This window comes from Bombilactobacillus sp. ESL1097, from assembly GCF_058107205.1.
Window position 1 is genome coordinate 451,614 of the sequence record NZ_JBYLUB010000001.1, and the last position, 22,344, is coordinate 473,957.

A 22,344-nucleotide genomic window follows, 5' to 3' on the forward strand; every position below is an offset into this window, starting at 1 on the left:
TAATTTTCCCAACTTCATTACCCAAGTTAGGACCACATTGTTGAAGCAATGAGTTGTTATTTGGTGCAGTACGATGTCCAATAATATACAGAAATTTGGAGTTTTATATGGAACAACCAATTAAATATCATTTAATCAAAAAAGAAAAACATACTGGCGCCCGGTTAGGCGAATTAATTACCCCGCATGGAACTTTTGAGACCCCGATTTTTATGCCTGTTGGGACACAAGCCAGTGTCAAAACTATGTCACCAGAGGAATTAAAGGAAATCGGAGCAACGGTCATTTTATCTAATACCTATCACTTATGGTTACGGCCTGGTTCTAAGTTGGTGCGTGAAGCAGGTGGTTTGCACCAGTTTATGAATTGGGATCGTGGCATACTAACCGATTCTGGTGGCTTTCAAGTTTTTTCTTTAGCCAAAAGGCGCGGTATTAGTGAAGAAGGTATTACTTTTAAGAGCCATTTAGATGGGCGTAAGATGTTTTTATCACCAGAAAAGGCCATTCATATTGAAAATGATTTGGGCCCAGATATTATGATGAGCTTGGATGAATGTCCGCCTTTCTTTGAATCACATGATTACTTGCAAAAATCAATTGCACGTACAACTCGGTGGGCAGAACGTGGTTTAAGAGCGCATCGTAATCCTAACCGGCAGGGAATTTTTGGAATTGTGCAGGGCGCAGGTTTTAAAGATTTGCGGCAGCAAAGTGCCAAGGATTTAGTTTCATTAGATTTTGCTGGTTACTCTATTGGCGGTTTATCTGTTGGTGAATCGAAAACGCAAATGAATCAAGTTTTAGATTATACGACGCCACTTTTGCCGGAAAATAAGCCACGATACTTGATGGGCGTGGGTACAGCTGATTCGTTGATTGATGGTGTCATTCGTGGAATTGATATGTTTGATTGTGTTTTGCCCACACGGATTGCGCGTAATGGAACTTGCATGACTTCTAATGGGCGTTTGGTCGTCAAAAATGCACAATATGCCCACGATTTTGGCCCGTTAGATCCGAATTGTGATTGTTATGCTTGTCGAAATTATTCTCGGGCTTATATCAGACATTTACTGCAGGTTGATGAAACTTTTGGCATTCACTTAACAAGTTATCATAACTTATATTATTTAGTGCATTTGATGGCGCAAATTCGCCAAGCAATTCGGGATGATAATTTATTAGACTTGAAGCAACAGGTCTTCGAACAGTACGGCTTTAATGAAAAAAACGCAAAGAATTTTTAATGAGTTACTGTGTTTTCAAGGATTGTTTGTTAGAATAGTAGTAAAATCAAACTAGAGGTGGAGCAATTGAACTTATTGGCAGCTAAAGCAAGTGGTAGTGGTAACATGATGTTATTACTCTTTTTCGTCATTTTAATTGTATTTATGTATTTTACGATGTGGCGCCCACAAAAAAAGCAACAAGAACAACGTCAAAAAATGTTGGGTCAACTAAAAGTTGGTGATCCGGTCGTCACCATCGGTGGCCTTTACGGAACGATTGATACGATTAATGATGCAGAAAAGACCATCGTGATCGACTGTGATGGAATTTATTTAACGTTTAATCGTTCAGCGATTAGAAGTGTCAATAAACCAGCCGCAACTAAATCAGCGACAACAGCTAAGGCTGAGACAGAAACTAAAGCACCAGCAAAGTCAGATGAAGCGGCTAGTGACGATGCTGCTCCTGCTAGTCAAGCGGATGATGACACTACTACTGAAACAGCAGATAAATAATTTGAGTTTTGAAGAGGTTGGGACAAAAGTCGCTGAAATTTGAAAACTAACGATAATTGAGTAAGTTTGCCACAAATTTTAGACTTTTGGAGTACAATAATTAATCAATGTTTAGTTAGTTTAGAACATGATAATTATTGCCCCAACCTCTTTTTGTTAGCTGCAATTAGTTAAGTTTGAAGACGGTTTTTAATTGGTTGTAATTATTATGTTGGAGTAATTTTTATATAACTACAATCCAAAAACAAAAATTACGATGTGTGAGGTATGAATAATGCAGGAACAAAAAGTTATTTTTATTATTTTTGGTGGCTCAGGTGATTTAGCACACCGTAAATTATATCCTGCGCTTTTTAAATTATATTTAAAAGGTTATTTAAAACAGCATTTTGCAGTAATTGGTACAGCGCGAAGGGCTTGGAGCCACGAATATTTTCGGCAAACGATTTTACAATCAATTGTTGATGAAACTGCCGATCAAGACCAGATTGATCAATTTTTACAACATTTTTATTATCAATCACATGATGTTAATGATGCCGAACACTATGTTGCCTTAAAAAAATTGGCATCTAGTTTAGATCAAAAATATCAAACTGGCGCTAATCAAATTTTTTATATGGCGATTGCGCCCAAGTTTTTTGGAGTGGTGGCACAACATATTAATTCAGAACATTTATTAACAGCGACGGGTTTTAACCGTTTGGTCATCGAGAAGCCATTTGGGCGTGATTTAAAAAGCGCACAGGAATTAAACGATAGTATTGCAGCCACTTTCCAAGAAAAACAGATCTATCGTATTGATCATTATTTGGGAAAAGAAATGGTTCAGGCTTTGCCGATTCTTCGCTTTACGAATCCGATGTTAGAAGCTGTTTGGAATAAGCAGTATATTAATAATGTGCAAATTACCTTGGCTGAGACCTTGGGTGTGGGTGAACGTGCGGGTTATTATGAAACAGCTGGTGCTTTGCGTGATATGATTCAAAATCACGCCTTACAAATTTTGGGGTTATTGGCGATGGATCAGCCGTCGGTCTTTACGTCTGATGCAGTGCACCAACAAAAAGTCAAATTATTCTCGCAATTACAGTTATATTCAGCTCAAGAAGTTGAGCGCTATTTTGTGCGCGGTCAATATGGTACTGATAAGAAAGGTTATCATCGCTCTTATCGAGCAGCGGATGATGTAGCCGATAATTCAGTCGTAGAAACTTTTATTGCTGGAAAAATTTTGATTGATAATGAACGTTGGCAAAATGTACCATTTTATGTTCGCTCTGGTAAGAGATTACGTCAGAAAGCTACGCGGATTGATATTGTTTTTAATGAACAAACTGATAATATTTTTGCTCAAGTTTTACCGCAACAAATCAGACCTTGTCGACCAATACTGACAATTGTAGTAGAACCAACGCAGGGAATTAAATTGAGTTTGAACTTGACGACACCAGGAGAGGGTTTGCGCAATTCTTTGAAAACTTTAGATTTTCATGAATTGTCAGATAGCATGGTTAACTCACAGGAAGCCTATGAAAAATTATTAATTGATATTTTGTTGGGCAATCAAACTAATTTTACCAATTGGCAAGAACAGTATTACACTTGGCGCTTTATTGATCGGATTCGCCAATATTTTGATCAAATTCAGCCTGAGTTCCCTAATTACTATAGTAATAGTTTTGGCCCTCAAGCTAGTGACGATTTATTAGCGAAAGATGGCAACGAGTGGATTTGGAATTCGGATAATCTTGAACTCTGATTTTTGGGAATTACCCATTGTTATTAATGATCAACGTCAAATTCTGCATGTTGATATGGATGCTTTTTACGCTTCAGTGGAAGAACGTGAGCATCCAGCTTATCGCCATAAAGCGCTAGTCATTGCTCGCGATCCGCGCTTGCACAATGGTCATGGCGTTATTACTACTGCTAATTACCAGGCGCGGAAGTTTGGGGTACATTCGGCAATGCCAGCGATTAAGGCATTGGAGTTAATCCCTGCTGAGCAATTGCAATTTACGGATCCGAATTTTAAGTTATATCGGCAAGTTTCACAACAAATTCACCAGATTTTTGCGAAGATTACGGCTGTTTGGGAGCCTGTAGCGTTTGATGAAGCTTATTTAGATATAACGCATAATCATTTGCAGATGGAAGATCCAATTGAGGTTGCCGCGTTAATTCAGCATACTATCAAGAATTCATTACAATTAACTTGTTCGGTAGGAATTTCTTATAATAAATTTTTAGCTAAAATGGCATCTGATTATGCTAAACCATTCGGGCGCACGGTAATTAGTAGCAACCAAGCGTTGAATTTTTTGGCGCAGATGCCGATTGCTAAATTACATGGTATTGGTAAAGCCACACAGGCTAAACTAGCACAAGCTGGCTTAACTACCGGTCAACAGTTGCAGCAATGTCCAGTGACTTTTTTAACGCGATTGTTGGGAAAAACGGGTTTTCTCTTGTATCAGCGAATTCACGGAATTGATGATCGCCAAGTGAGCGCACAGCGCCAGCATAAATCGATTGGTAATGAACGTTCCTTTGATCGACCAATTTTTAATGACCAAGAGATTAATGATGTTTTAAAGGAACAGGCAAAATCGGTGGCACAAACTTTGCAACAAAAGCAGCTGCATGGGCAAACGATTGTTTTAAAAGTTCGGACGATGGAATTTGTGACTTATACACGGCGCAAAACTTTGACTAATTGGACTAATAATGCACAATTAATCTACCAAACTAGTCAAGAATTGTTAGCCACTTTAATGTTAGAGAATCAACCACTGCGCTTATTAGGAATTACGGTAACCAACTTAGTGCCACAAAATTTTGAGGAAATTGAGCTTTTTTAGGAGAAGATTATGAATACTTTTGGAGAAATTATTACCCAAATTAAACAATATGAGCGAATCATTATCCATCGACATGAAAATCCTGATCCAGATGCTCTAGGGTCACAGTTAGGTTTAGCATCCAGCATTCAAGCAACTTATCCGGATAAAACGGTTTTGTTAGCGGGGGGGTCAGTCGGTGATTTAGACTGGATTAGTACGATGGATCAAGTTAGTGATCTGCAGTATCAACAAGCATTAGTGATTGTCGTTGATACAGCTAATCAACCGCGCATTAGTGATCAGCGTTATAGTGAAGGTGAAAAACTGATTAAGATTGATCACCATCCCAATGTGGATTCATATGGTGATTTACAGTATGTGAATACGAGTGCTTCGAGTTGTTCAGAAATTATCGGTGATTTAATTAATAGTGCTGGTTCTGATTTGGTTTTCACGGACCAAGCAGCCCGCGCTTTATATGCAGGAATAGTCGGTGATACGGGACGCTTCATGTATCAAAGTACAACTTCTCATACTTTAGCTTTAGCTGCGCAATTAATTGGTTATCGTTTTGATGCCGCCGCTTTAAATCGCAATATGGGGCAAATGACGTTAGAACAAGCCAAATTACAAGGTTATGTCTTTGAACATTTGGTGATTGCTCCTAATGGTGCAGCCAAAGTGGTTTTGCCAGCTGAATTGTTAACGAAATTAGGTTTACAGCAGGCAGATGCCCATGTGGTCGTTGGGACACCCGGGCGGTTAAAGAATGTTCAATCTTGGGTCATTGCGGTAGCTAAAGCTGATGGCACTTACCGTATTCATTTGCGTTCTAAGCAAGTAGCCATTAATGATTTGGCAGCACAACATGATGGTGGCGGACATCCACTAGCTAGTGGTGCTAATGCGCAAGATTTGGCAGAGGTGGAACAAATTTATCAGCAACTACAAGCTAAATTAGACGATTAAGATAGAGATTAAGGAAATTTGAGGTTAAAATTATGGCTAATTTTGCAGATTATCATTTTGCAGAATTTTTGAAGACAGCGCTGACTAAAATTAATTTTCAGCAGCCTACTAACGTTCAACAGCAAGTCATTCCAGTGATCCAAAAAGGTCATGATGTGATTGTCCAGGCACAAACGGGTAGTGGCAAAACGCACGCATATTTGTTACCGTTAATTAATCAGTTAACGGCTACTAAACAAGTACAATTATTAATTACTGCTCCCAGTCGGGAATTAGCGTATCAAATTCGCGAAGCAGCACAGCAATTAATTCAAACGAGTACTTTAGATTTGCACATTGGTTTATACGTCGGAGGAACCGATAAATTAAAACAAGTACAACACTTGAAACAACATCAACCTCAAATTGTTATTGGTACTCCAGGACGAATTTGGGATTTGATCAAAAATCAGGCGCTCTTGGTTTACCAAACTAAATATTTTGTGATTGATGAAGCTGATATGACTTTGGATTTAGGTTTTTTGCAAGAGGTCGACCATATTGCCAGCAGTTTGCCTGACAAATTACAAACGATGGTGTTTTCAGCAACAATTCCGGATAAGTTACAGCCATTTTTGAAAAAATATTTATATGAACCACAAGTGATTAAACTAGCGGTTCCAACAATTATTGCCCCTAATATTACGAATTTGGCAATTTTTACGCGTGGACGGGATCGGAAGACTGTTTTATATCAAGTTTTAACCTTAGGTCAACCGTATTTAGCGTTAATCTTTGCGAATACGAAAAAAACGGTTGATGAAGTTTTTAATTTTTTGAAAGTTAAAGGGTTAAATGTTGCCCGCATTCATGGTGGATTAACGCCACGGGAACGTAAGCGCACCATGAAGGCGATTGAAAATATGGATTATCAATTTGTCGTAGCGTCTGATCTAGCTGCTCGGGGGATTGATATTCCGGGAGTTTCTCATGTAGTTAATTATGAAATTCCGGACGATGATGACTTTTTTGTTCACCGCGTGGGACGGACTGGGCGCAATCAAATGGCCGGGAGTGCTATTACGTTATATGCACCGGAAGAAGAAGAAAAGTTACAACATTTAGAAAATTTAGGAATCAAATTTGCAGCTAAAGAAATCAAAAACGGTGAATTAGTTGCGACCCATCAGCATGATCGCCGCCAACAACGCACGGCTTCGCAGCATCAGTTAGATCCAACATTAGTCGGCTTAGTTAAAAAAGAAAAGAAGAAGAAAAAGCCTGGTTATCGTAAGAAAATTAAACAAGCGGTTGACCAAGACCGGCGGCAAAAACGTAAAATAGAACAACGTGCTCAGCGTAACCAACGCAAAAAAATGCGGAAACAACAGCACTAAAGTGTTTAGTATGATATGCCTCCCTGAGAATTAGGACAATAGTCTTAATTTTTGGAGGCATTTTTTATGAATAGATTATTGAAAAAGAATTGACTTTCTAGAATTTTAAAATTATTATTGAAATTAATTGGATATGCTGTGTTCAAACTTTCTTGAGAGAGGGTAAGGTTGGTGGAATTACCTGTTGGTTTTAATGCAGTGCTCCCAACGTTTAAATTAAAATAATAAATGAAGTGGCAAACGACAAAATCGTTGCAATCAAGGTGGTACCACGCTTAAGCGCCCTTGTGAAGCAATGATTTTGTTTTTTTATTGAGGAGTGAAATTATGAAACAAATGACTAGTGCGCAAGTGCGCCAAATGTTCTTAGATTTTTTTGCTCAAAAAGGTCATACGATTGAGCCAAGTGCATCATTAGTACCCAAAGATGATCCAACATTATTGTGGATTAATTCTGGTGTAGCAACGATGAAGAAATACTTTGATGGTGAAGTAATTCCGAAAAATCCGCGTTTAGTTTCGGCACAAAAAAGTATTCGTACTAATGATATTGAAAATGTGGGACATACTGCTCGGCATCAAACCTTTTTTGAAATGTTAGGTAATTTTTCAGTCGGTGATTATTTTAAAGATCAGGCTGTTGCTTGGGCATGGGAGTTGTTGACTAGTCCCGAGTGGTTTGATTTTGATCCGGAAAAATTATTTGTCACAGTTTATCCTAAGGATCAAGCGGCGTATGATTGTTGGATTAAACAAGGTGTGCGGCCTGATCATATTTATAAAGTTGAAGATAACTTTTGGGATATTGGGGTGGGTCCTTGCGGTCCAGATTCTGAAATCTTTTATGATCGCGGACAGGAAAATAATGATGTTGCGGAAAACGATCCTGAGAATTATCCTGGGGGCGAAAATGCACGTTACTTGGAAATTTGGAACATCGTGTTCTCCCAGTTAAACCATTTGCCTGACGGTCAATATGTGGATCAACCACATAAAAATATTGATACTGGTATGGGCTTAGAACGGATTGTTTCCGTGATTCAAAATGCACCAACAAATTTTGAAACTGATTTGTTCTTACCAATCATTCGAGCTACAGAAACTTTTACTGCTGATAAACATTATGGTGCTGTTGCTAGCGATGATGTGGCTTTTAAGATTATTGCCGATCATGTGCGGACGGTTAGTTTTGCAATTGGTGATGGCGCTTTGCCTTCGAATGAAGGTCGGGGCTATGTTTTGCGGCGTTTAATTCGACGTGCGGTTTTAAATGGTCATAAACTAGGAATCCAAGGTCCATTTTTAAGTCAATTAGTTCCCGTAGTTGGAAAAATTATGGACAGTTATTATCCAGAGATATTGGCCCAATTAGAATACATTCAAAAGGTGATTGCTAGTGAAGAAAAGCGGTTTGCCGAAACCCTGAATGATGGTTTAGCTTTGCTAAATGAAACGATTGCTCAAGTTAAAGCTAACGGCAGCCAACAAATTAGTGGTAGTGCGGCTTTTAAATTGTTTGATACCTATGGTTTTCCGTATGAATTAACGGTTGAGTCAGCACAAGAGCAAGGTTTAAGTGTCGATCGTGCTGGATTTGATGCCCAAATGGAGCAACAAAAGCAACGTGCTCGGCAAGCACGTGGTAAGCAACAGTCCATGGGCAATCAAGATCAATTATTAATGGGCTTAAACATTGAGAGTGAATTTGTCGGCTATGACCAAATGAGCATTGATGATGGTGTTTTACAAGCGATTATCGTGGCTGATCAAACAGTTGCTGAGGTCAAAGCTGGTCAAGCACAATTAATTTTTGATCGAACGCCTTTTTACGCTGAAATGGGTGGTCAAGTGGCCGATATTGGGGTGATTCAAGATCAAAACGGAACCACGGTTGCCCAAGTTATCGACGTTCAACATGCACCAAATGGTCAAAATTTACATTTAGTTGATGTCAAAGCACCGTTGGTGCAAGGCCAAACCTATCATTTAGCTATTGATCAAACTTTCCGGAAAAAAGTCCGGCGGAATCATACAGCTACGCATTTATTGGATCAGGCGTTACGGAATGTTTTGGGCGATAAAACCCATCAAGCGGGTTCATTAGTCGAGCCAGATTATCTGCGCTTTGATTTTACTAGTTTAGATCGTTTGACTGACGCGCAGTTGCGCCAAATTGAGCAAATCGTTAATGAACAAATTTGGCAAGAAATTCCTGTAGAAACGATTGAAACAGATTTGCAATCGGCGAAGAAATTAGGTGCCATTTCACTATTTGATGACAAGTATGGTGATCAAGTCCGAGTTGTGAAAATTGCTGACTTTTCCATGGAATTTTGTGGCGGTACGCATGTCAAAAATACGGCCGAAATTGGCATGTTTAAGATTATTGCTGAAACAGCTATTGGTTCCGGTGTCAGACGAATTACGGCGGTTACAAGCCAAGAAGCTTACGAGGCCGATCAAGAACAGTTGCATTATTTGCAACAAATGCAGCAAGAATTAAAAGTTCCGCAGATGAAAGTTTTGCCTGAAAAAGTCACACAATTGACCGCCGAATTAAAGAGTACTAAGCAAAAATTACGAGATTTAAAAACCAAGGTGGCCCAACAAGAAGCCGGTGACTTATTAAATCAAGTTGAACAACTTGGTTCCATGACAGCGATTATTACAGCCGTACCCGATACGGGAATGAATGAATTGCGGCAAATGGCAGATACTTGGAAGCAAAAGTCGCAATCAGATGTCTTGGTATTGGGAACTAAAAACGGAAGTAAAGCTAATTTAATTATAGCTGCTAGTTCTAAGGCGATTGCCCAAGGATTGACAGCTGGACAATTAATTAAGCAAATTGCTCCGAAAATCAATGGCGGCGGCGGTGGTCGCGCTCAATTAGCCCAGGCGGGCGGGAAAGATGCTACTGGATTAGATGCAGCTTTAACTTTGGCCCGTCAATTAATTGCTCAAGCTTAATCAATGGTCAAGGACCTCTTTTTAGACTATGATATAATGATTACTTGAAAATAGATTTGTGATTGAATCAGTTTTTGAGTATGATAAGGATTATAAAAAGAGGTGTAGCTTGTGAGTTCTTTAGATAATACAATGAGCTTTGACTTCAACGAGAGTCGAAGACAGGATGTTCGCGATACTTTGCAAAAGGTTTATAAGGCACTGGAAGATAAGGGGTATAATCCTATCAACCAAATTGTAGGTTATCTGTTGTCGGGTGATCCAGCTTATATTCCCCGTTATAATGATGCGCGTAATTTGATTCTAAAGCATGAGCGGGATGAAATTATTGAAGAATTAGTTCGTTATTATTTAGAAAATGGTGACAATCATTGAGAATTATGGGCTTAGATGTTGGCTCCAAGACCGTTGGTGTCGCGGTGAGTGACCTACTAGGCTGGACTGCTCAAGGTGTAGAAATTATCCGCATTGATGAAGACCAACAAGAGTTTGGTTTGGAGCGCTTGGCACAGTTAGTACAGCAATATCAAGTAGAGCAATTTGTCGTGGGCTTACCTAAAAATATGGATAATTCTGAGGGTGAACGTGTTACTAAATCCCAAGAATATGGTAAAATGATTGCCACAAAGTTTAATTTACCCGTTGATTATATTGATGAACGCTTAACGACAGTGCAAGCTCAACGGATGTTGATCGAAGAGGCTGATGTATCACGGCATAAACGTCATCAAGTAATTGATGAAGTCGCAGCGATGATGATTCTGCAAAATTATTTAGATAAACTGGCCTATCAAAAGGCTAATCCACAGTAGAGAGGTTAACTAATGGACGGCAAACCTGAAAATATTGACCAAGAAATTGTCTTAAGTGACGATCAAGGCAACCAAGAAGTTTATAAAATTTTATTTACATTTGATTCGGATGATTATGGCAAATCATATGTTCTAATGTATCGCGCTGCTCAAGAAGATGACGATGAAATTGAAATTCAAGCTTTTAGCTTTATTCCTGATGAAAATGGGGATGTAACTTCTGGTGACTTGATGCCAATTACTGATGACGATGAGTGGGAAATGGTACAGGAAGTTTTAAATACCTTTTCTAGTGATGAAGATAATTCACAACAATAAATTTTATAATGATCAGGTGTCAGAATGTTAAGTGTATTAATAATTCTAACTTTGGCTTACGGAATTTATGCTGGGATTAGAAGAGGATTAGCGCTGCAAAGCGTTTATACAATCGGTTATGTAATTAGTTTCGTTTGTGCGTGGGGCACTTATCGCTGGTTAGGTCCTAAATTAGACTTAATTGTTCCTTATCCATCCGCTTCGCCGCAAAGCTATTTTGCTTTTTTTAGTCAACGTGTACGATTAAGTTTAGATAGTTCCTTTTATTTAGGAATTGCATTCTTATTTGTGGTTTTTGGTGGTTGGTGTTTAACGCGAATAGTTGGAGCGTATTTTAACGATTTGACGTATCTTTCTTTCGGCGGCGATTTTAATCGCCCTTTGAGTGCAATTTTGGCTTTAGTATGCAATTATGTGGGAATTTTTATGGTCTTATATATTTTAGCCTTAATTCCAATTACGGGCTTGCAGCATATTTTAAGTCGTTCGACAATTGCTTCAACAATGATCCGTTACTCAACTGGACTAACACAATTGTTTACTAATTTGTTAATTGGTGTTTTATAAAGAAACTGAGCATAAAGTTATTTAGAACATGCAAAATAATGGGAACAAATCAAAAGGTGTGCTTACTGAAAAGATTTGTCTAGGTTATCGCAAATTCTAAGAACTTTGGACTCAGTTTTTTGTTTGGTTAGAAAATTAACCACTACTGAAAATTTATTCAAAGTATGCTGGTAGTTATACAGACAGCGCCAGCTGACGAACAATATTGATGTAATGTTGTGAAATTAATTTAACAATAAAGGAAGAACAAGATGAATCAACGGATTTTAGAAACGTTGGAGTACGACAAAATTTTAAACTTAATGACGCCATTTTTAATAACAGAGCCTGGAAAACGACAACTGAAACAATTAAAACCGCAAACCAAACGGTCTTTGGTGCAGCAATTACTGGATGAAACTGCCGATATTGTGGAATTACATCGCTTAGCGCAAGATTTGCCGTTAGAACCGGTTCACGAATTACAATCTGAATTAAAGCGTATTAAAATTGGTGCAGTGCTCAATGGTAATGAACTATATCGAGTTAGTAGTGTATTACGGGTTAGCAATCAATTAAAGACTTTCTTTGATCAATTACGTGTTGATGGGGTGTTATTAAATCAGTTATACCGCTATGGTGAGCAACTCGTTACACTAGCTAGTATTAATGAACGTTTGCAGCAATCGGTTGATGAACAAGGAAATTTGTTAGATGATGCTGATCCGCAATTAAAGCAAATTCGTCGGACAATTAATCATTCGCAACAAAAAGTACGGGCCCAAATGGATCATTATTTACAAGGCAATAGTCGCAAATATCTCACAGAAAATTTAATTACCATTCGCGATGGCCGCTTAGTTTTACCCGTGCGTCAAGAAGCACGCAATCACTTTGGTGGGGTTATTCATGACCAAAGTGCTAGTGGTCAAACAGTTTATGTAGAACCTCAGAGTGTCATTAATTTAAATAATACGATTCAAGAGCAACAAGCTTTAGAAAAACAAATTATTCAACGCATTTATCAGCAATTAAGTGATTTATTGCGACCTTACGTCACCGAGTTACAACAAGACAGCGATTTAATTGGCCAATTGGACTTAATTCAAGCTAAAGCACAATTGGCGCAACAACAACAAGCTACTCAGCCAATAGTCACTGCTAATCAAGTTATTGCTTTAAATCAAGCACGTCATCCGCTAATTGATGCGCAACAGGTCGTAGCGAATACGATTAATTTGGGGCAAGATTTTCAGAATTTAATTATTACGGGTCCAAATACGGGTGGTAAGACGATAACGTTAAAAACGGTCGGCTTATTGCAATTAATGGCGCAATCGGGGTTATTTATTCCTGCACAAACGGGGAGTAAAGTAGCAGTCATGACTGAAATTTTTGCTGATATTGGTGACGAACAATCAATCGAACAAAATTTGAGTACGTTCTCGTCACATATGGATAACATTATTACAATGTTACCGCAATTAAGCGATTCTAGTTTAGTTTTATTAGATGAGTTAGGTGCGGGCACAGATCCACAACAAGGAGCAGCCTTGGCAATTGCTGTAATTGAGGCGATGAGTCAAAGTCATTGTTTATTGATGGTCACCACCCATTATCCTGAGTTAAAATTATTTGCTTATAACTATCCGCAAACAACCAATGCTTCCATGGAATTTGATTTGCAAACTTTAAAGCCTACTTACCGATTGTTAATTGGGATTCCAGGAAGTAGTAATGCTTTTGATATTGCTCAAAGACTAGGGATGCAAACCACGATTGTTGAGCGGGCACGCCATTTACAGAGTGGCGCTGATCAAGATTTGAATGAAATGATTCAAGATCTAGAGCGTCAGCGGAAGCAATTTGAAAAACAATATCAGCATTATCAACAACAATCCCAACAATTGCAAGCGCAAGAACGACAATTAAAACAAGAGCAACAAGCTTTAGAACAACAACAAGATCAAATTTTAAATCAAGCTCGTCAACAAGCCAATCAGCTGGTGGATCAAGCACAACAAAAATCAGACCAAATTATTCAAGATTTGCACCGTTTACAAAAAAAGGCCCCTAATTTAATCAAAGAAGATCGAATTATTGCGGCCAAAACTGGTTTGAAAAACTTGCATCAAGACCCCGTGCTCAAAAAAAATAAGGTCTTGCAACGGGAAAAACGCAAGCAACAGATCAAAGTGGGCGATGATGTCCATGTTGATGAATATGGTCAAGATGGAGTGGTCGTTGGTCAGGATAAAAAAGGTAATTTTGAAGTGCAATTGGGAATTATCAAAATGAAATTAAAACCAGAACAGTTAACTAAGGTCAAAAATGCAGCTGCTGCGCAACAGAGTCATTTTTCCCAAAAACGGGCGCATACTAACGTCCCCTTAAAGCTTGATTTACGAGGCGAACGTTATGAAGAGGCTATGAATGATTTGGAGCAGTATTTAGATTCAGCCTTGATGGCGGGCTACGGGCAGGTCACAATTGTGCATGGCTTTGGTACAGGAGTGATTCGCAAAGGCGTTTGGAAAATGTTACGACAAAATTCTCGTATTAAATCTTTCGAATATGCCCCAGCTAGTTCTGGTGGCCAGGGTGCAACCATTGTGAAGTTTGGCTAAAGTGCCAGGCAATTAATTGGTTTCTGAATAGATAGTTGTTATAATAAATTGTGTAATTATTTAAAGGAGATGAGCTCATGGTTGACAGTTTAACTGATCAGGATTTTGCAAATGAGACTAAAGAAGGCTTGGTGTTGACCGATTTTTGGGCAACTTGGTGTGGTCCTTGTCGGATGCAATCACCAGTAGTTGAAAAATTATCTGAGCAATACGATGATGTTAAATTTACCAAAATGGATGTTGACGCTAATCCCAAGACACCAGAACAATTTGGTATTCGGGCAATCCCAACTTTAATTTTGAAAAAAGATGGTCAAGTTGTGGAAACTTTGGTAGGTTATCAAAGTGAAGACCAATTAAAACAAGTAATTGCTAAACACTCCTAAACAGGACTGTGCTGCGTTATTTGATAGTTATTAATAAATAATTTATGAGGAACTTTTTGTTTACACTGTGCAAAAAAGATATTTTTTTGTAAGTAGTAGAGGGAAAGTTCTTTTTTTTTAGAATATTGCGTTATAATGTGTTTGTTTAAATTTTTTAGTTTGGGGAGTTTTTATGTTCAAAAAATTTTGGCAGCATCCAACAGTGCGGTTTGTATCGTTGACTTTACTGTATTTTCTCATCATTATGGCTTTGGTGTATTTATATAGTTATTCTGGTATTAATAATAGTAAATTCATCTACAATGAATTTTAGGAGGAAGCCTTTTGAATGAAAAAATAACTAATCTTTTGACAACAATCGATCAGATTGCGCAAGATAATCCGGCTATTTGCTATCAAGATACTGCCGGTCAGCATTCTTATCAAGAATTATTTCATGATAGTCAACAATTAGCAGCTTATTTGCAAAGTTTGGACTTGCCGACTGGTGAGCCGGTCATGATTTATGGAGATCAAAGTTTTCAAACTGTAGTGGTTATGTTAGCTTGTGTCAAAGCCGGTCATGCCTATATTCCAGTTGATGTTCATTCACCCAATGAGCGCTTACTACAAATTAGTGAGATTGCTCACCCAGCAGCGGTAATTGGTGTCCAAGAGTTGCCAATTACTCTGGATGTGATAACTGTTACACCACAGCAATTACAGACCGCTTTGGTTAGTTCACAACCACCATTAGATTCTGATTTAAGTGTCCAAGGTGATGATAATTTTTATATTATCTTTACTTCGGGGACTACGGGGGTACCTAAGGGAGTTCAAATTAGTCATAATAATTTGCTAAGTTATGTTAATTGGATGTTATCTGATTTTAATTTGCCACAGCAAGTTCGTTGTTTATCACAGCCGCCGTATTCGTTTGATTTGTCGGTAATGGACTTGTATCCGACTTTAGTGTTGGGCGGCAAATTATTGGCTTTAGATCAAGCAACGACTGATAACTTTGCGCAATTATTTCAGGTTTTACCGACACTAGACTTACAGGAATGGGTTTCAACACCATCTTTTGTGGAATTGTGCTTATTAGATAAAAATTTTGATCAACAACACTATCCACAATTACAGCATTTTTTGTTTTGTGGTGAAGAATTAACGTGCAGTACAGCCCAAACACTGTTACAACGTTTTCCACAAGCCCAAGTCTTTAATACCTATGGACCAACTGAAGCTTGTGTTGCGGTAACTTCGATTGAAATCACTCCACAGATCATTGAACAGTATGAGCGTTTACCAATTGGTTATGCTAAAGCTGACACGAATATTACCTTGGTTGATGAATCAGGACAATCAGCCCAAGCCGGGGAATTAATTATTAGTGGTCCCAGTGTTTCGAAGGGCTATTTGAATAATCCTGATAAAACGGCTCAAGCTTTTGAAAAACAGGCTGGACGTTTGGCTTACCGTTCTGGCGATTTGGCAACTATGGATTCGGACGGTTTATTGTTTTATCGTGGACGCACGGATTTTCAGGTGAAGTTACATGGTTATCGCATTGAGCTAGAAGATATTGATCAAAATTTAGCGGCTTTGCCACAAGTTGATCAAGCTGTCACTGTTCCGCGTTATGATGCGCAGCATAAGGTGAGCCAATTGGTGGCTTTTGTAGTCTTGAATCAAGAACTGGAGCAAGCATCTACCACCTTAAAGCAAGAGTTAGCACAAAATGTCATGTCATATATGGTGCCCCAGCGCATTGAGGTACGACAAGCTTTACCGAAAACCGCTAATGGCAAAATTGATCGGAAAAAATTGATGGCTGAGGTAAATCATCATGCCTAATGTGCAACCCTATCAAAATCCACAGTATTTTATTCTGTTACTCATTGCCTTACTGCCATTAATGATTGGTTTATATCATGGTAAGCGTTGGCGGTGGTACGAAACAATCATTTCGCTGATCTTTTTGGTTTTAATTTTTGACAATGATAAACTGAAACAAGGCTTAGCTTTAATTGGGTATACGATTATCCAAGTCATTATCGTGGCAAGCTACAGTCATTATCGGACGAAGAAGGACTCACCTAATAAATTTGGAATTTTTGCCTTAGCAGTCTTCTTATCCATTATTCAAGTAGCAATTGTTAAATTTACGCCCCTCTTTGATCACGGGCGGGATTCGATTGTGGCGTTTTTAGGAATTAGTTATTTAACTTTTAAAACGGTCGGAATGTTAATGGAAATTCGCGACGGTGCTATTAAGGAATTTCATTTAGGAAAATTCTTACATTTTCTATTATTTTTCCCAACGTTGTCATCGGGACCAATTGACCGTTACCGGCGCTTTATTAAAGATTACGATAATGTGCCGACGCAAGCTCAATATGTTGAGCTCATTGGTAAAGGGCTGCATAATATCTTTTTAGGATTTTTATATAAGTTTCTTTTAGGTTACCTATTTGGAACGGTAATGTTGCCGCGTTTGGAGCACATTGCCTTATTGCAACGCAATAGTCATTTTTTAGGACTATCTGTTTATGTGATTTTAGTTATGTATTGTTATAGTATGTATTTGTTCTTTGATTTTGCCGGTTACAGTTTGTTTGCAATTGGGACCAGTTATTTAATGGGAATTCAAACTCCGATTAACTTTAATAAACCGTTTTTGGCACCGAATATTAAAGAATTTTGGAATCGATGGCATATGAGTTTGTCCTTCTGGTTCCGTGATTATATTTATATGCGTTTTGTTTTTTGGGCGATGAAGCATAAAGTTTTAAAGAGTCGGATCGCAATGGCGAATATAGGTTATTTGCTCTTGTTTGGTTTAATGGGAATTTGGCACGGCGAGACCTGGTACTATATTGTGTATGGGTTATTTCACGCCTGTTTAATTATCGGGACTGATGCTTGGTTAAGATTTAAGAAACGGCATCGTAAACAAATTCCGTCTAATCGCTGGACCAAATATTTGGGCATCTTTTTAACTTTTAATACAGTTTGTTTTAGCTTTTTAATCTTTTCGGGCTTTTTAAACCAATTATGGTTTAATTAAACAAACTGGTTAATGCGGTAATAGTTCATCAAATTGGATATAGTTTTATCTAATTTAAGTAAAATTAAAGGAGATCAATGATTATGGATATTCAAACAACAGTTTTAGATATTTTGGCAGATTTAACAGGGACAGATTCTGTGAAGGAAAATTTAGATGAATCATTATTTGATAGTGGTTTGTTGGATTCGATGGCTACGGTGCAATTATTACTCGAATTACAGCAGCAATTAGGTATTGACGTTCCGGTTTCCGAATTAGAGCGTAGCGAATGGGACACACCGAATAAAATTATTGCGAAGGTAAAAGATCTGGCCAATGAGTAACTTTAAAAAGTTAATCAAAATTATTGCTCCAATGTTAACCGCGGCACTTTTAGCCTTATTAGTTTTATACGGTCCGTTGAAAGTGCCCGCACCAGGAGCTACAACGGTTAAAAAGGCCGCCACTTCATTATCAGCGAATGTTTTGCGTGGTGATCAAATTAAAGATAGAGCTTTGGATGAGAATTATTTGATGATTATGGGGTCTTCAGAATTATCACGGTTTGATTCTTTTCATCCATCTGTCTTGACGCAGAAGTATCACCGTGGCTACCAACCATTTTTATTGGGAGCTCCAGGAACGCAGTCTTTGACGCATTTCTTTTCAGCACAAGCCATGGGAAAGCATTTGGATCATCACCGCGTAGTTGTAATTATTTCGCCGCAATGGTTCGTGCAAAAAGGCGTTGATAAAAATATGTTTGACTACTATTATTCTAAGCAACAAGCGACATATTTTATTAATCATGCCCGACCACAGACTGAAGCGGATCGTTACGCTGCTAGACGCTTGTTAAGTATGCCGGCAGGTAGTGCCGACGAAAATGTGGAAAGTGCATTAAAAAATATTGCCGCCGGCCAACCAATTAATGCCGAGCAACGCTTGATGATTACTGGTTTAGCTAGCAAAAACTTGCAGCATCAGGATCAATTATTCACACGCTTTTTCATAAAAGATCGTCGAGCAATGATTGCTGAACATGCGCGCGCTTTGCCTGATCATTATAATTACCATCAATTAGATGTGATGGCCAAAGACTTAGGTCAAGAACACTCCACTGATAATAATTTGGGGATTGAAAATAAATTTTATAATCAGAAATTAAAGAACTCTATGCGGGGATTAAAAAATAGTCAAGAACACTATACCTATGAATATGGTCCGGAATTTTCTGATTTTCAATTATTATTAAATCAATTTCAAAAACACCACGTGACACCTCTATTTGTGATTCCACCGATTAATCGGCAATGGATGGACTATACTGGTTTACAGGAGTCCATGCTAAATCGTTTTGACCATAAAATCACTTATCAGTTACGTTCCCAAGGTTTTCAGCATATTTTAGATTTGCATTCTGATGGTAATATACCTTACTTTATGCAAGATACGATTCATTTAGGCTGGCGCGGCTGGGTTAAGGTTGATCAAGGTATTAATCAATTTGTGCACGAAAAACAGCCACAACAGACTAGTTACCATTTAAAAGATTATTTCTATACCAAAGATTGGCAGCAGCGTAAACCTACTACCATCTCTAATAAATATCACTAATGCTTAAAATGTAGTTCAGTAAGATTGAGATTGTATCAACTCTAGCTTAATTGGACTGCATTTTTACATATAGCCGCTCATTTGTAGTACACTAGAAATTCAAGTATTAATTACAATTTAAATTTGAAGGGTGTGAGTCGATGGATAATCGGCCAATTGGTTTTTTAGATTCCGGATTGGGTGGGTTGACGGCAGTCAAGGCTGCTTTAAAATTATTACCAGCTGAAAGTTCTGTTTTTATTGGTGATCAGGCACGGTTGCCATATGGCCCTCGTTCACCGCAAGAAATCCAGCAATTTACCAAACAGTTAATTGCTTTTTTAATCACTAAAAAGGTGAAAGTAGTTTTAATTGCTTGTAATACAGCAACCGCTGCGGCCCTACCAGTAATGCAACAATTATTTCCAATTCCCATTTTTGGCGTGATTGATGCGGGCAGTCGTCAAGCAATTCGCCAAACTAAGCAAAATAAATTGGGATTAATTGCGACCCAGGGCACCATTAATTCTCAAGCTTATGAAAAAGAAATTCAGCAGTTAGCGCCACAGATACAAATCTGCGGTTTACCAACACCGGAATTTGTGACGTTGGTTGAACAAGGTGATTTAAAAAGTTCAGCTGCCCAATTGCTAGTTCAACAAACGTTAGCGCCATTAATGCCGCAGTCGTTAGATACATTAATCTTAGGGTGTACCCATTTTCCGTTACTGACACCTTTAATTCAAGCAGCAATGGGGCCTAAAGTTCAGCTAATTGATGCGGGTAGTGCTGCGGTCGTTGAATTAAAAGATTTTTTACAGCAACAGAATTTGACAGCTGCGCCAGATCATTTAGCTCAACATCAGTACTATACTACTGGCTCTGCGCAACAATTTAAAAAATTAGCAACGCAATGGTTACAACAACCGATTACAGCCCAACAAGTGGAGGTTTGATCAATGAAAAAGTTATTAGTGGCAACCAAGAACGCAAATAAAGTTCGAGAGTTACAGCAATTATTAGCACAACAAGCAATTACAATTACCACATTATTAGATTATCCACAAATGCCGGACGTTGCCGAAACCGCTACGACATTTGAGGGGAATGCGTGGTTAAAAGTTAATGCAGCCATCAAAGAATTAAATTTGCCAACACTTGCTGATGATTCAGGGTTGATGGTTGATGCGTTACATGGGCAACCTGGGGTACGTTCAGCGCGTTATGCCGGTGATCATGATGATGCTGCCAATAATGCGCGGCTGTTAGCGGAATTAGGCGGAGTTCCTCTGGAGCAAAGAACTGCCCACTTTGTCACGACGTTAGTGTATAAAGATCCCATTCAAGAGCAACAATTAGTGGTTAAAGGACAGTTGGATGGCTTAATATTAACAGTTCCGCGAGGCAATGATGGTTTTGGTTATGACCCTTTGTTTTATGTGCCACAACTACAAAAAACTTTGGCCGAGTTAACTACCGCTGAAAAGAATCAAGTCAGTCATCGAGCACAAGCTCTGAAAAAGTTTGTGACAGCTTATCAAGAATTAGGTTAGATGCTAGTTAATTGACTAGATTAAAGCCAATATTCTTTTACACAAATCGTCAATTTTAACAAGCTATAAAAAAGACAGAAGTGGCAGGAAATTATTAAATTTCTAACCATTTCTGTCTTTTAATTGCGACAATTTATTGGGTTAAATCAAGTTTATTTTCGGGTAGAGCAATCTTAGCAGTTTGTAACGCGGCTAGATAAGCCTCCAAAAATTTACGTTTAACAATTAGTTGGGCACCATTACGAGTATCAATTTGAATTTGATAAATTAAGATGCCGTTCACAACATCCGTTGGTCCTAATAAATGCGGCGCATTCACTAAATCAGGATCTTCGGGAGTTAGTTGTTGATTGACTTGACTCAAAACTTTGGTGACAGCTTTAATATCCGTATGCGGAAATAACTGTAAGTTAATAATTGTCGTCATGTTACCGCGGGATAAGTTTTTAACGATGGTAATATTGCGATTGGGAACATAATTCAAAGTACCGTCAGCACTGCGAATTTGCGTAGTTCGTAAACCAATATAAGTGACTGTGCCAGAAATATCGCCCACGGTAACTGAATCGCCAACGTCAAATTGTTGTTCCACTAGAATGAAAAAGCCAGTAACCACATCACTGACGAAGCCTTGAGCACCGAGCCCTAAAGCCAAACTGAAAATACCGGCGCCGGTAATTAAAGTACCGACGGGGGCGCCCAAAATAGATAGAACCATATAAATGTAAATAAAGGCTAAAAAATAAAAATAAATATTTTGAGTTAAAGTCGCAATCGTGCGCGTACGATTGGAGCTAGTTTCACTACTTTTTAGATTGTTGGCAATCCGCGAAACAAAGCGGCGGCCTAATTTATAAAGTAGCCAAAAGGCAATAGTTAATAGAATAATCTTGATCAAGTCACTGACAATTGTATTCAGTAAGTTAATCCAGTATTGGGGGTTATTGAGCTGTTGCCAGAATAATTGATTGTGATTAGCATTGTTTTGTTGCTGTTGTTGCGTATTATTATTGAGGTTATATTTACCTAAAATATTATTCAATGAAAGTACACTCCTTTAAGAACTAGTTTAAAGTATAACCGCTAAAATTGCTGTTGTCATGAATTGATGATAGAATTTATAATGATAATACAAAAACTGGAGGAATTAATATGACATTGGGACAAGTAGCAGGCTTAATTGCAGCTTTAGCCTTTGTAGTTTTAGTAATCTTTTTAGGAATGATGTTGGTTCAATTAGCGAAGGTTTTAAAGAACTTACAAGCTACTGTTGAAGAAACTACTAAAACTGTTAAGACGTTAACGATTGATGTTGATAAAATCGCTAATCAGGGCAATGATTTAACTGCTAAAGTAAATGTATTGATGGATGATGTTAACTCAAAAATAGCAAGTTTGAATCCATTGTTTGGAACTTTGGAAAATGTAGGAACGAGTTTAGAAAAAATGACTGACAAATCTGAAGCTAGTTCTAAATTACATTTGGGCAAGTTAAGTCCCAAAACTGCCGGTAAATTAGCAAAAGTAGCGTGGAAGATCTATCGTAAGAAATAAAGAGGTAATCTA

The 22,344-nt window shown here is 38.2% G+C and carries 22 protein-coding genes; 21 read left to right on the forward strand and 1 reads right to left on the reverse strand.

Going from position 1 to position 22,344, the window contains the following annotated elements; genetic code table 11:
* Positions 1 to 107: 107 nt before the first annotated feature.
* From tgt to AC3B6D_RS02150, 20 genes are all read left to right on the forward strand, one after another.
* Positions 108 to 1,250, forward strand: a complete 1,143-nt coding sequence (tgt, locus tag AC3B6D_RS02055) for a tRNA guanosine(34) transglycosylase Tgt (RefSeq protein WP_489757242.1) — start codon at positions 108 to 110, stop codon at positions 1,248 to 1,250.
* A 66-nt stretch (positions 1,251 to 1,316) separates the two neighbouring features.
* Positions 1,317 to 1,748, forward strand: a complete 432-nt coding sequence (gene yajC, locus AC3B6D_RS02060; RefSeq protein ID WP_489769159.1) for a preprotein translocase subunit YajC — start codon at positions 1,317 to 1,319, stop codon at positions 1,746 to 1,748.
* 274 nt (positions 1,749 to 2,022) lie between these two features.
* Entirely contained in the window at positions 2,023 to 3,510 is a 1,488-nt protein-coding gene (zwf, locus tag AC3B6D_RS02065; protein WP_489774798.1) for a glucose-6-phosphate dehydrogenase, read from the forward strand.
* The gene (dinB, locus tag AC3B6D_RS02070) at positions 3,467 to 4,612 is read left to right on the forward strand and encodes a DNA polymerase IV (protein WP_489774799.1); all 1,146 of its coding nucleotides are present in this window, start codon (positions 3,467 to 3,469) and stop codon (positions 4,610 to 4,612) included. Before zwf ends, dinB begins: the two co-directional genes overlap by 44 nt.
* Before the next feature lie 9 nt (positions 4,613 to 4,621).
* Positions 4,622 to 5,563 (forward strand): DHH family phosphoesterase, encoded by a 942-nt coding sequence (locus tag AC3B6D_RS02075; protein WP_489757246.1) that lies wholly within the window; start codon positions 4,622 to 4,624, stop codon positions 5,561 to 5,563.
* A gap of 32 nt (positions 5,564 to 5,595) precedes the next feature.
* Complete coding sequence (locus AC3B6D_RS02080; protein WP_489774800.1) at positions 5,596 to 6,939, forward strand: DEAD/DEAH box helicase; 1,344 nt, start codon at positions 5,596 to 5,598, stop codon at positions 6,937 to 6,939.
* A 327-nt stretch (positions 6,940 to 7,266) separates the two neighbouring features.
* A complete protein-coding gene (alaS, locus tag AC3B6D_RS02085) occupies positions 7,267 to 9,909 on the forward strand; it encodes an alanine--tRNA ligase (protein ID WP_489774801.1) in 2,643 nt (880 codons plus the stop codon).
* A 111-nt stretch (positions 9,910 to 10,020) separates the two neighbouring features.
* Positions 10,021 to 10,284 carry an IreB family regulatory phosphoprotein gene (locus tag AC3B6D_RS02090; protein ID WP_489757249.1) on the forward strand — a complete coding sequence of 88 codons (264 nt, stop codon included), beginning with the start codon at positions 10,021 to 10,023 and terminating at the stop codon, positions 10,282 to 10,284.
* The gene (gene ruvX / locus AC3B6D_RS02095) at positions 10,281 to 10,721 is read left to right on the forward strand and encodes a Holliday junction resolvase RuvX (protein ID WP_489757250.1); all 441 of its coding nucleotides are present in this window, start codon (positions 10,281 to 10,283) and stop codon (positions 10,719 to 10,721) included. Before AC3B6D_RS02090 ends, ruvX begins: the two co-directional genes overlap by 4 nt.
* A 12-nt stretch (positions 10,722 to 10,733) precedes the next feature.
* Positions 10,734 to 11,039 carry a DUF1292 domain-containing protein gene (locus AC3B6D_RS02100; RefSeq protein WP_489757251.1) on the forward strand — a complete coding sequence of 102 codons (306 nt, stop codon included), beginning with the start codon at positions 10,734 to 10,736 and terminating at the stop codon, positions 11,037 to 11,039.
* Between the two features lie 24 nt (positions 11,040 to 11,063).
* A complete protein-coding gene (locus tag AC3B6D_RS02105; protein ID WP_489757252.1) occupies positions 11,064 to 11,606 on the forward strand; it encodes a CvpA family protein in 543 nt (180 codons plus the stop codon).
* 251 nt (positions 11,607 to 11,857) lie between these two features.
* Positions 11,858 to 14,212, forward strand: coding sequence for an endonuclease MutS2 (locus AC3B6D_RS02110; RefSeq protein ID WP_489774802.1), 2,355 nt, complete (start codon positions 11,858 to 11,860; stop codon positions 14,210 to 14,212).
* A gap of 77 nt (positions 14,213 to 14,289) precedes the next feature.
* Positions 14,290 to 14,598, forward strand: a complete 309-nt coding sequence (gene trxA / locus AC3B6D_RS02115) for a thioredoxin (protein ID WP_489757254.1) — start codon at positions 14,290 to 14,292, stop codon at positions 14,596 to 14,598.
* 172 nt (positions 14,599 to 14,770) lie between these two features.
* On the forward strand, positions 14,771 to 14,911 hold the full coding sequence (locus tag AC3B6D_RS02120) for a teichoic acid D-Ala incorporation-associated protein DltX (RefSeq protein ID WP_489757255.1): 141 nt from the start codon (positions 14,771 to 14,773) through the stop codon (positions 14,909 to 14,911).
* An 11-nt stretch (positions 14,912 to 14,922) separates the two neighbouring features.
* Positions 14,923 to 16,434 (forward strand): D-alanine--poly(phosphoribitol) ligase subunit DltA, encoded by a 1,512-nt coding sequence (gene dltA / locus AC3B6D_RS02125; RefSeq protein ID WP_489774803.1) that lies wholly within the window; start codon positions 14,923 to 14,925, stop codon positions 16,432 to 16,434.
* The gene (gene dltB / locus AC3B6D_RS02130) at positions 16,427 to 17,647 is read left to right on the forward strand and encodes a D-alanyl-lipoteichoic acid biosynthesis protein DltB (RefSeq protein WP_489757257.1); all 1,221 of its coding nucleotides are present in this window, start codon (positions 16,427 to 16,429) and stop codon (positions 17,645 to 17,647) included. The genes dltA and dltB overlap by 8 nt, the downstream gene beginning before the upstream one ends.
* Before the next feature lie 83 nt (positions 17,648 to 17,730).
* On the forward strand, positions 17,731 to 17,973 hold the full coding sequence (dltC, locus tag AC3B6D_RS02135) for a D-alanine--poly(phosphoribitol) ligase subunit DltC (RefSeq protein ID WP_489757258.1): 243 nt from the start codon (positions 17,731 to 17,733) through the stop codon (positions 17,971 to 17,973).
* A complete protein-coding gene (gene dltD / locus AC3B6D_RS02140) occupies positions 17,966 to 19,246 on the forward strand; it encodes a D-alanyl-lipoteichoic acid biosynthesis protein DltD (RefSeq protein ID WP_489774804.1) in 1,281 nt (426 codons plus the stop codon). The genes dltC and dltD overlap by 8 nt, the downstream gene beginning before the upstream one ends.
* A gap of 140 nt (positions 19,247 to 19,386) precedes the next feature.
* A complete protein-coding gene (gene murI, locus AC3B6D_RS02145) occupies positions 19,387 to 20,181 on the forward strand; it encodes a glutamate racemase (RefSeq protein WP_489757260.1) in 795 nt (264 codons plus the stop codon).
* A 3-nt stretch (positions 20,182 to 20,184) separates the two neighbouring features.
* The gene (locus tag AC3B6D_RS02150) at positions 20,185 to 20,778 is read left to right on the forward strand and encodes an XTP/dITP diphosphatase (protein WP_489769150.1); all 594 of its coding nucleotides are present in this window, start codon (positions 20,185 to 20,187) and stop codon (positions 20,776 to 20,778) included.
* A gap of 133 nt (positions 20,779 to 20,911) precedes the next feature.
* Here AC3B6D_RS02150 and AC3B6D_RS02155 read toward each other — a convergent pair whose 3' ends face one another.
* Positions 20,912 to 21,820, reverse strand: coding sequence for a mechanosensitive ion channel family protein (locus tag AC3B6D_RS02155; RefSeq protein ID WP_489757262.1), 909 nt, complete (start codon positions 21,818 to 21,820; stop codon positions 20,912 to 20,914).
* A 110-nt stretch (positions 21,821 to 21,930) separates the two neighbouring features.
* Here AC3B6D_RS02155 and AC3B6D_RS02160 point away from each other — a divergent pair, with 110 nt between their 5' ends.
* Positions 21,931 to 22,332: a DUF948 domain-containing protein gene (locus AC3B6D_RS02160; RefSeq protein ID WP_489757263.1), complete on the forward strand. Its 402-nt coding sequence runs from the start codon at positions 21,931 to 21,933 to the stop codon at positions 22,330 to 22,332.
* Positions 22,333 to 22,344 lie beyond the last annotated feature (12 nt).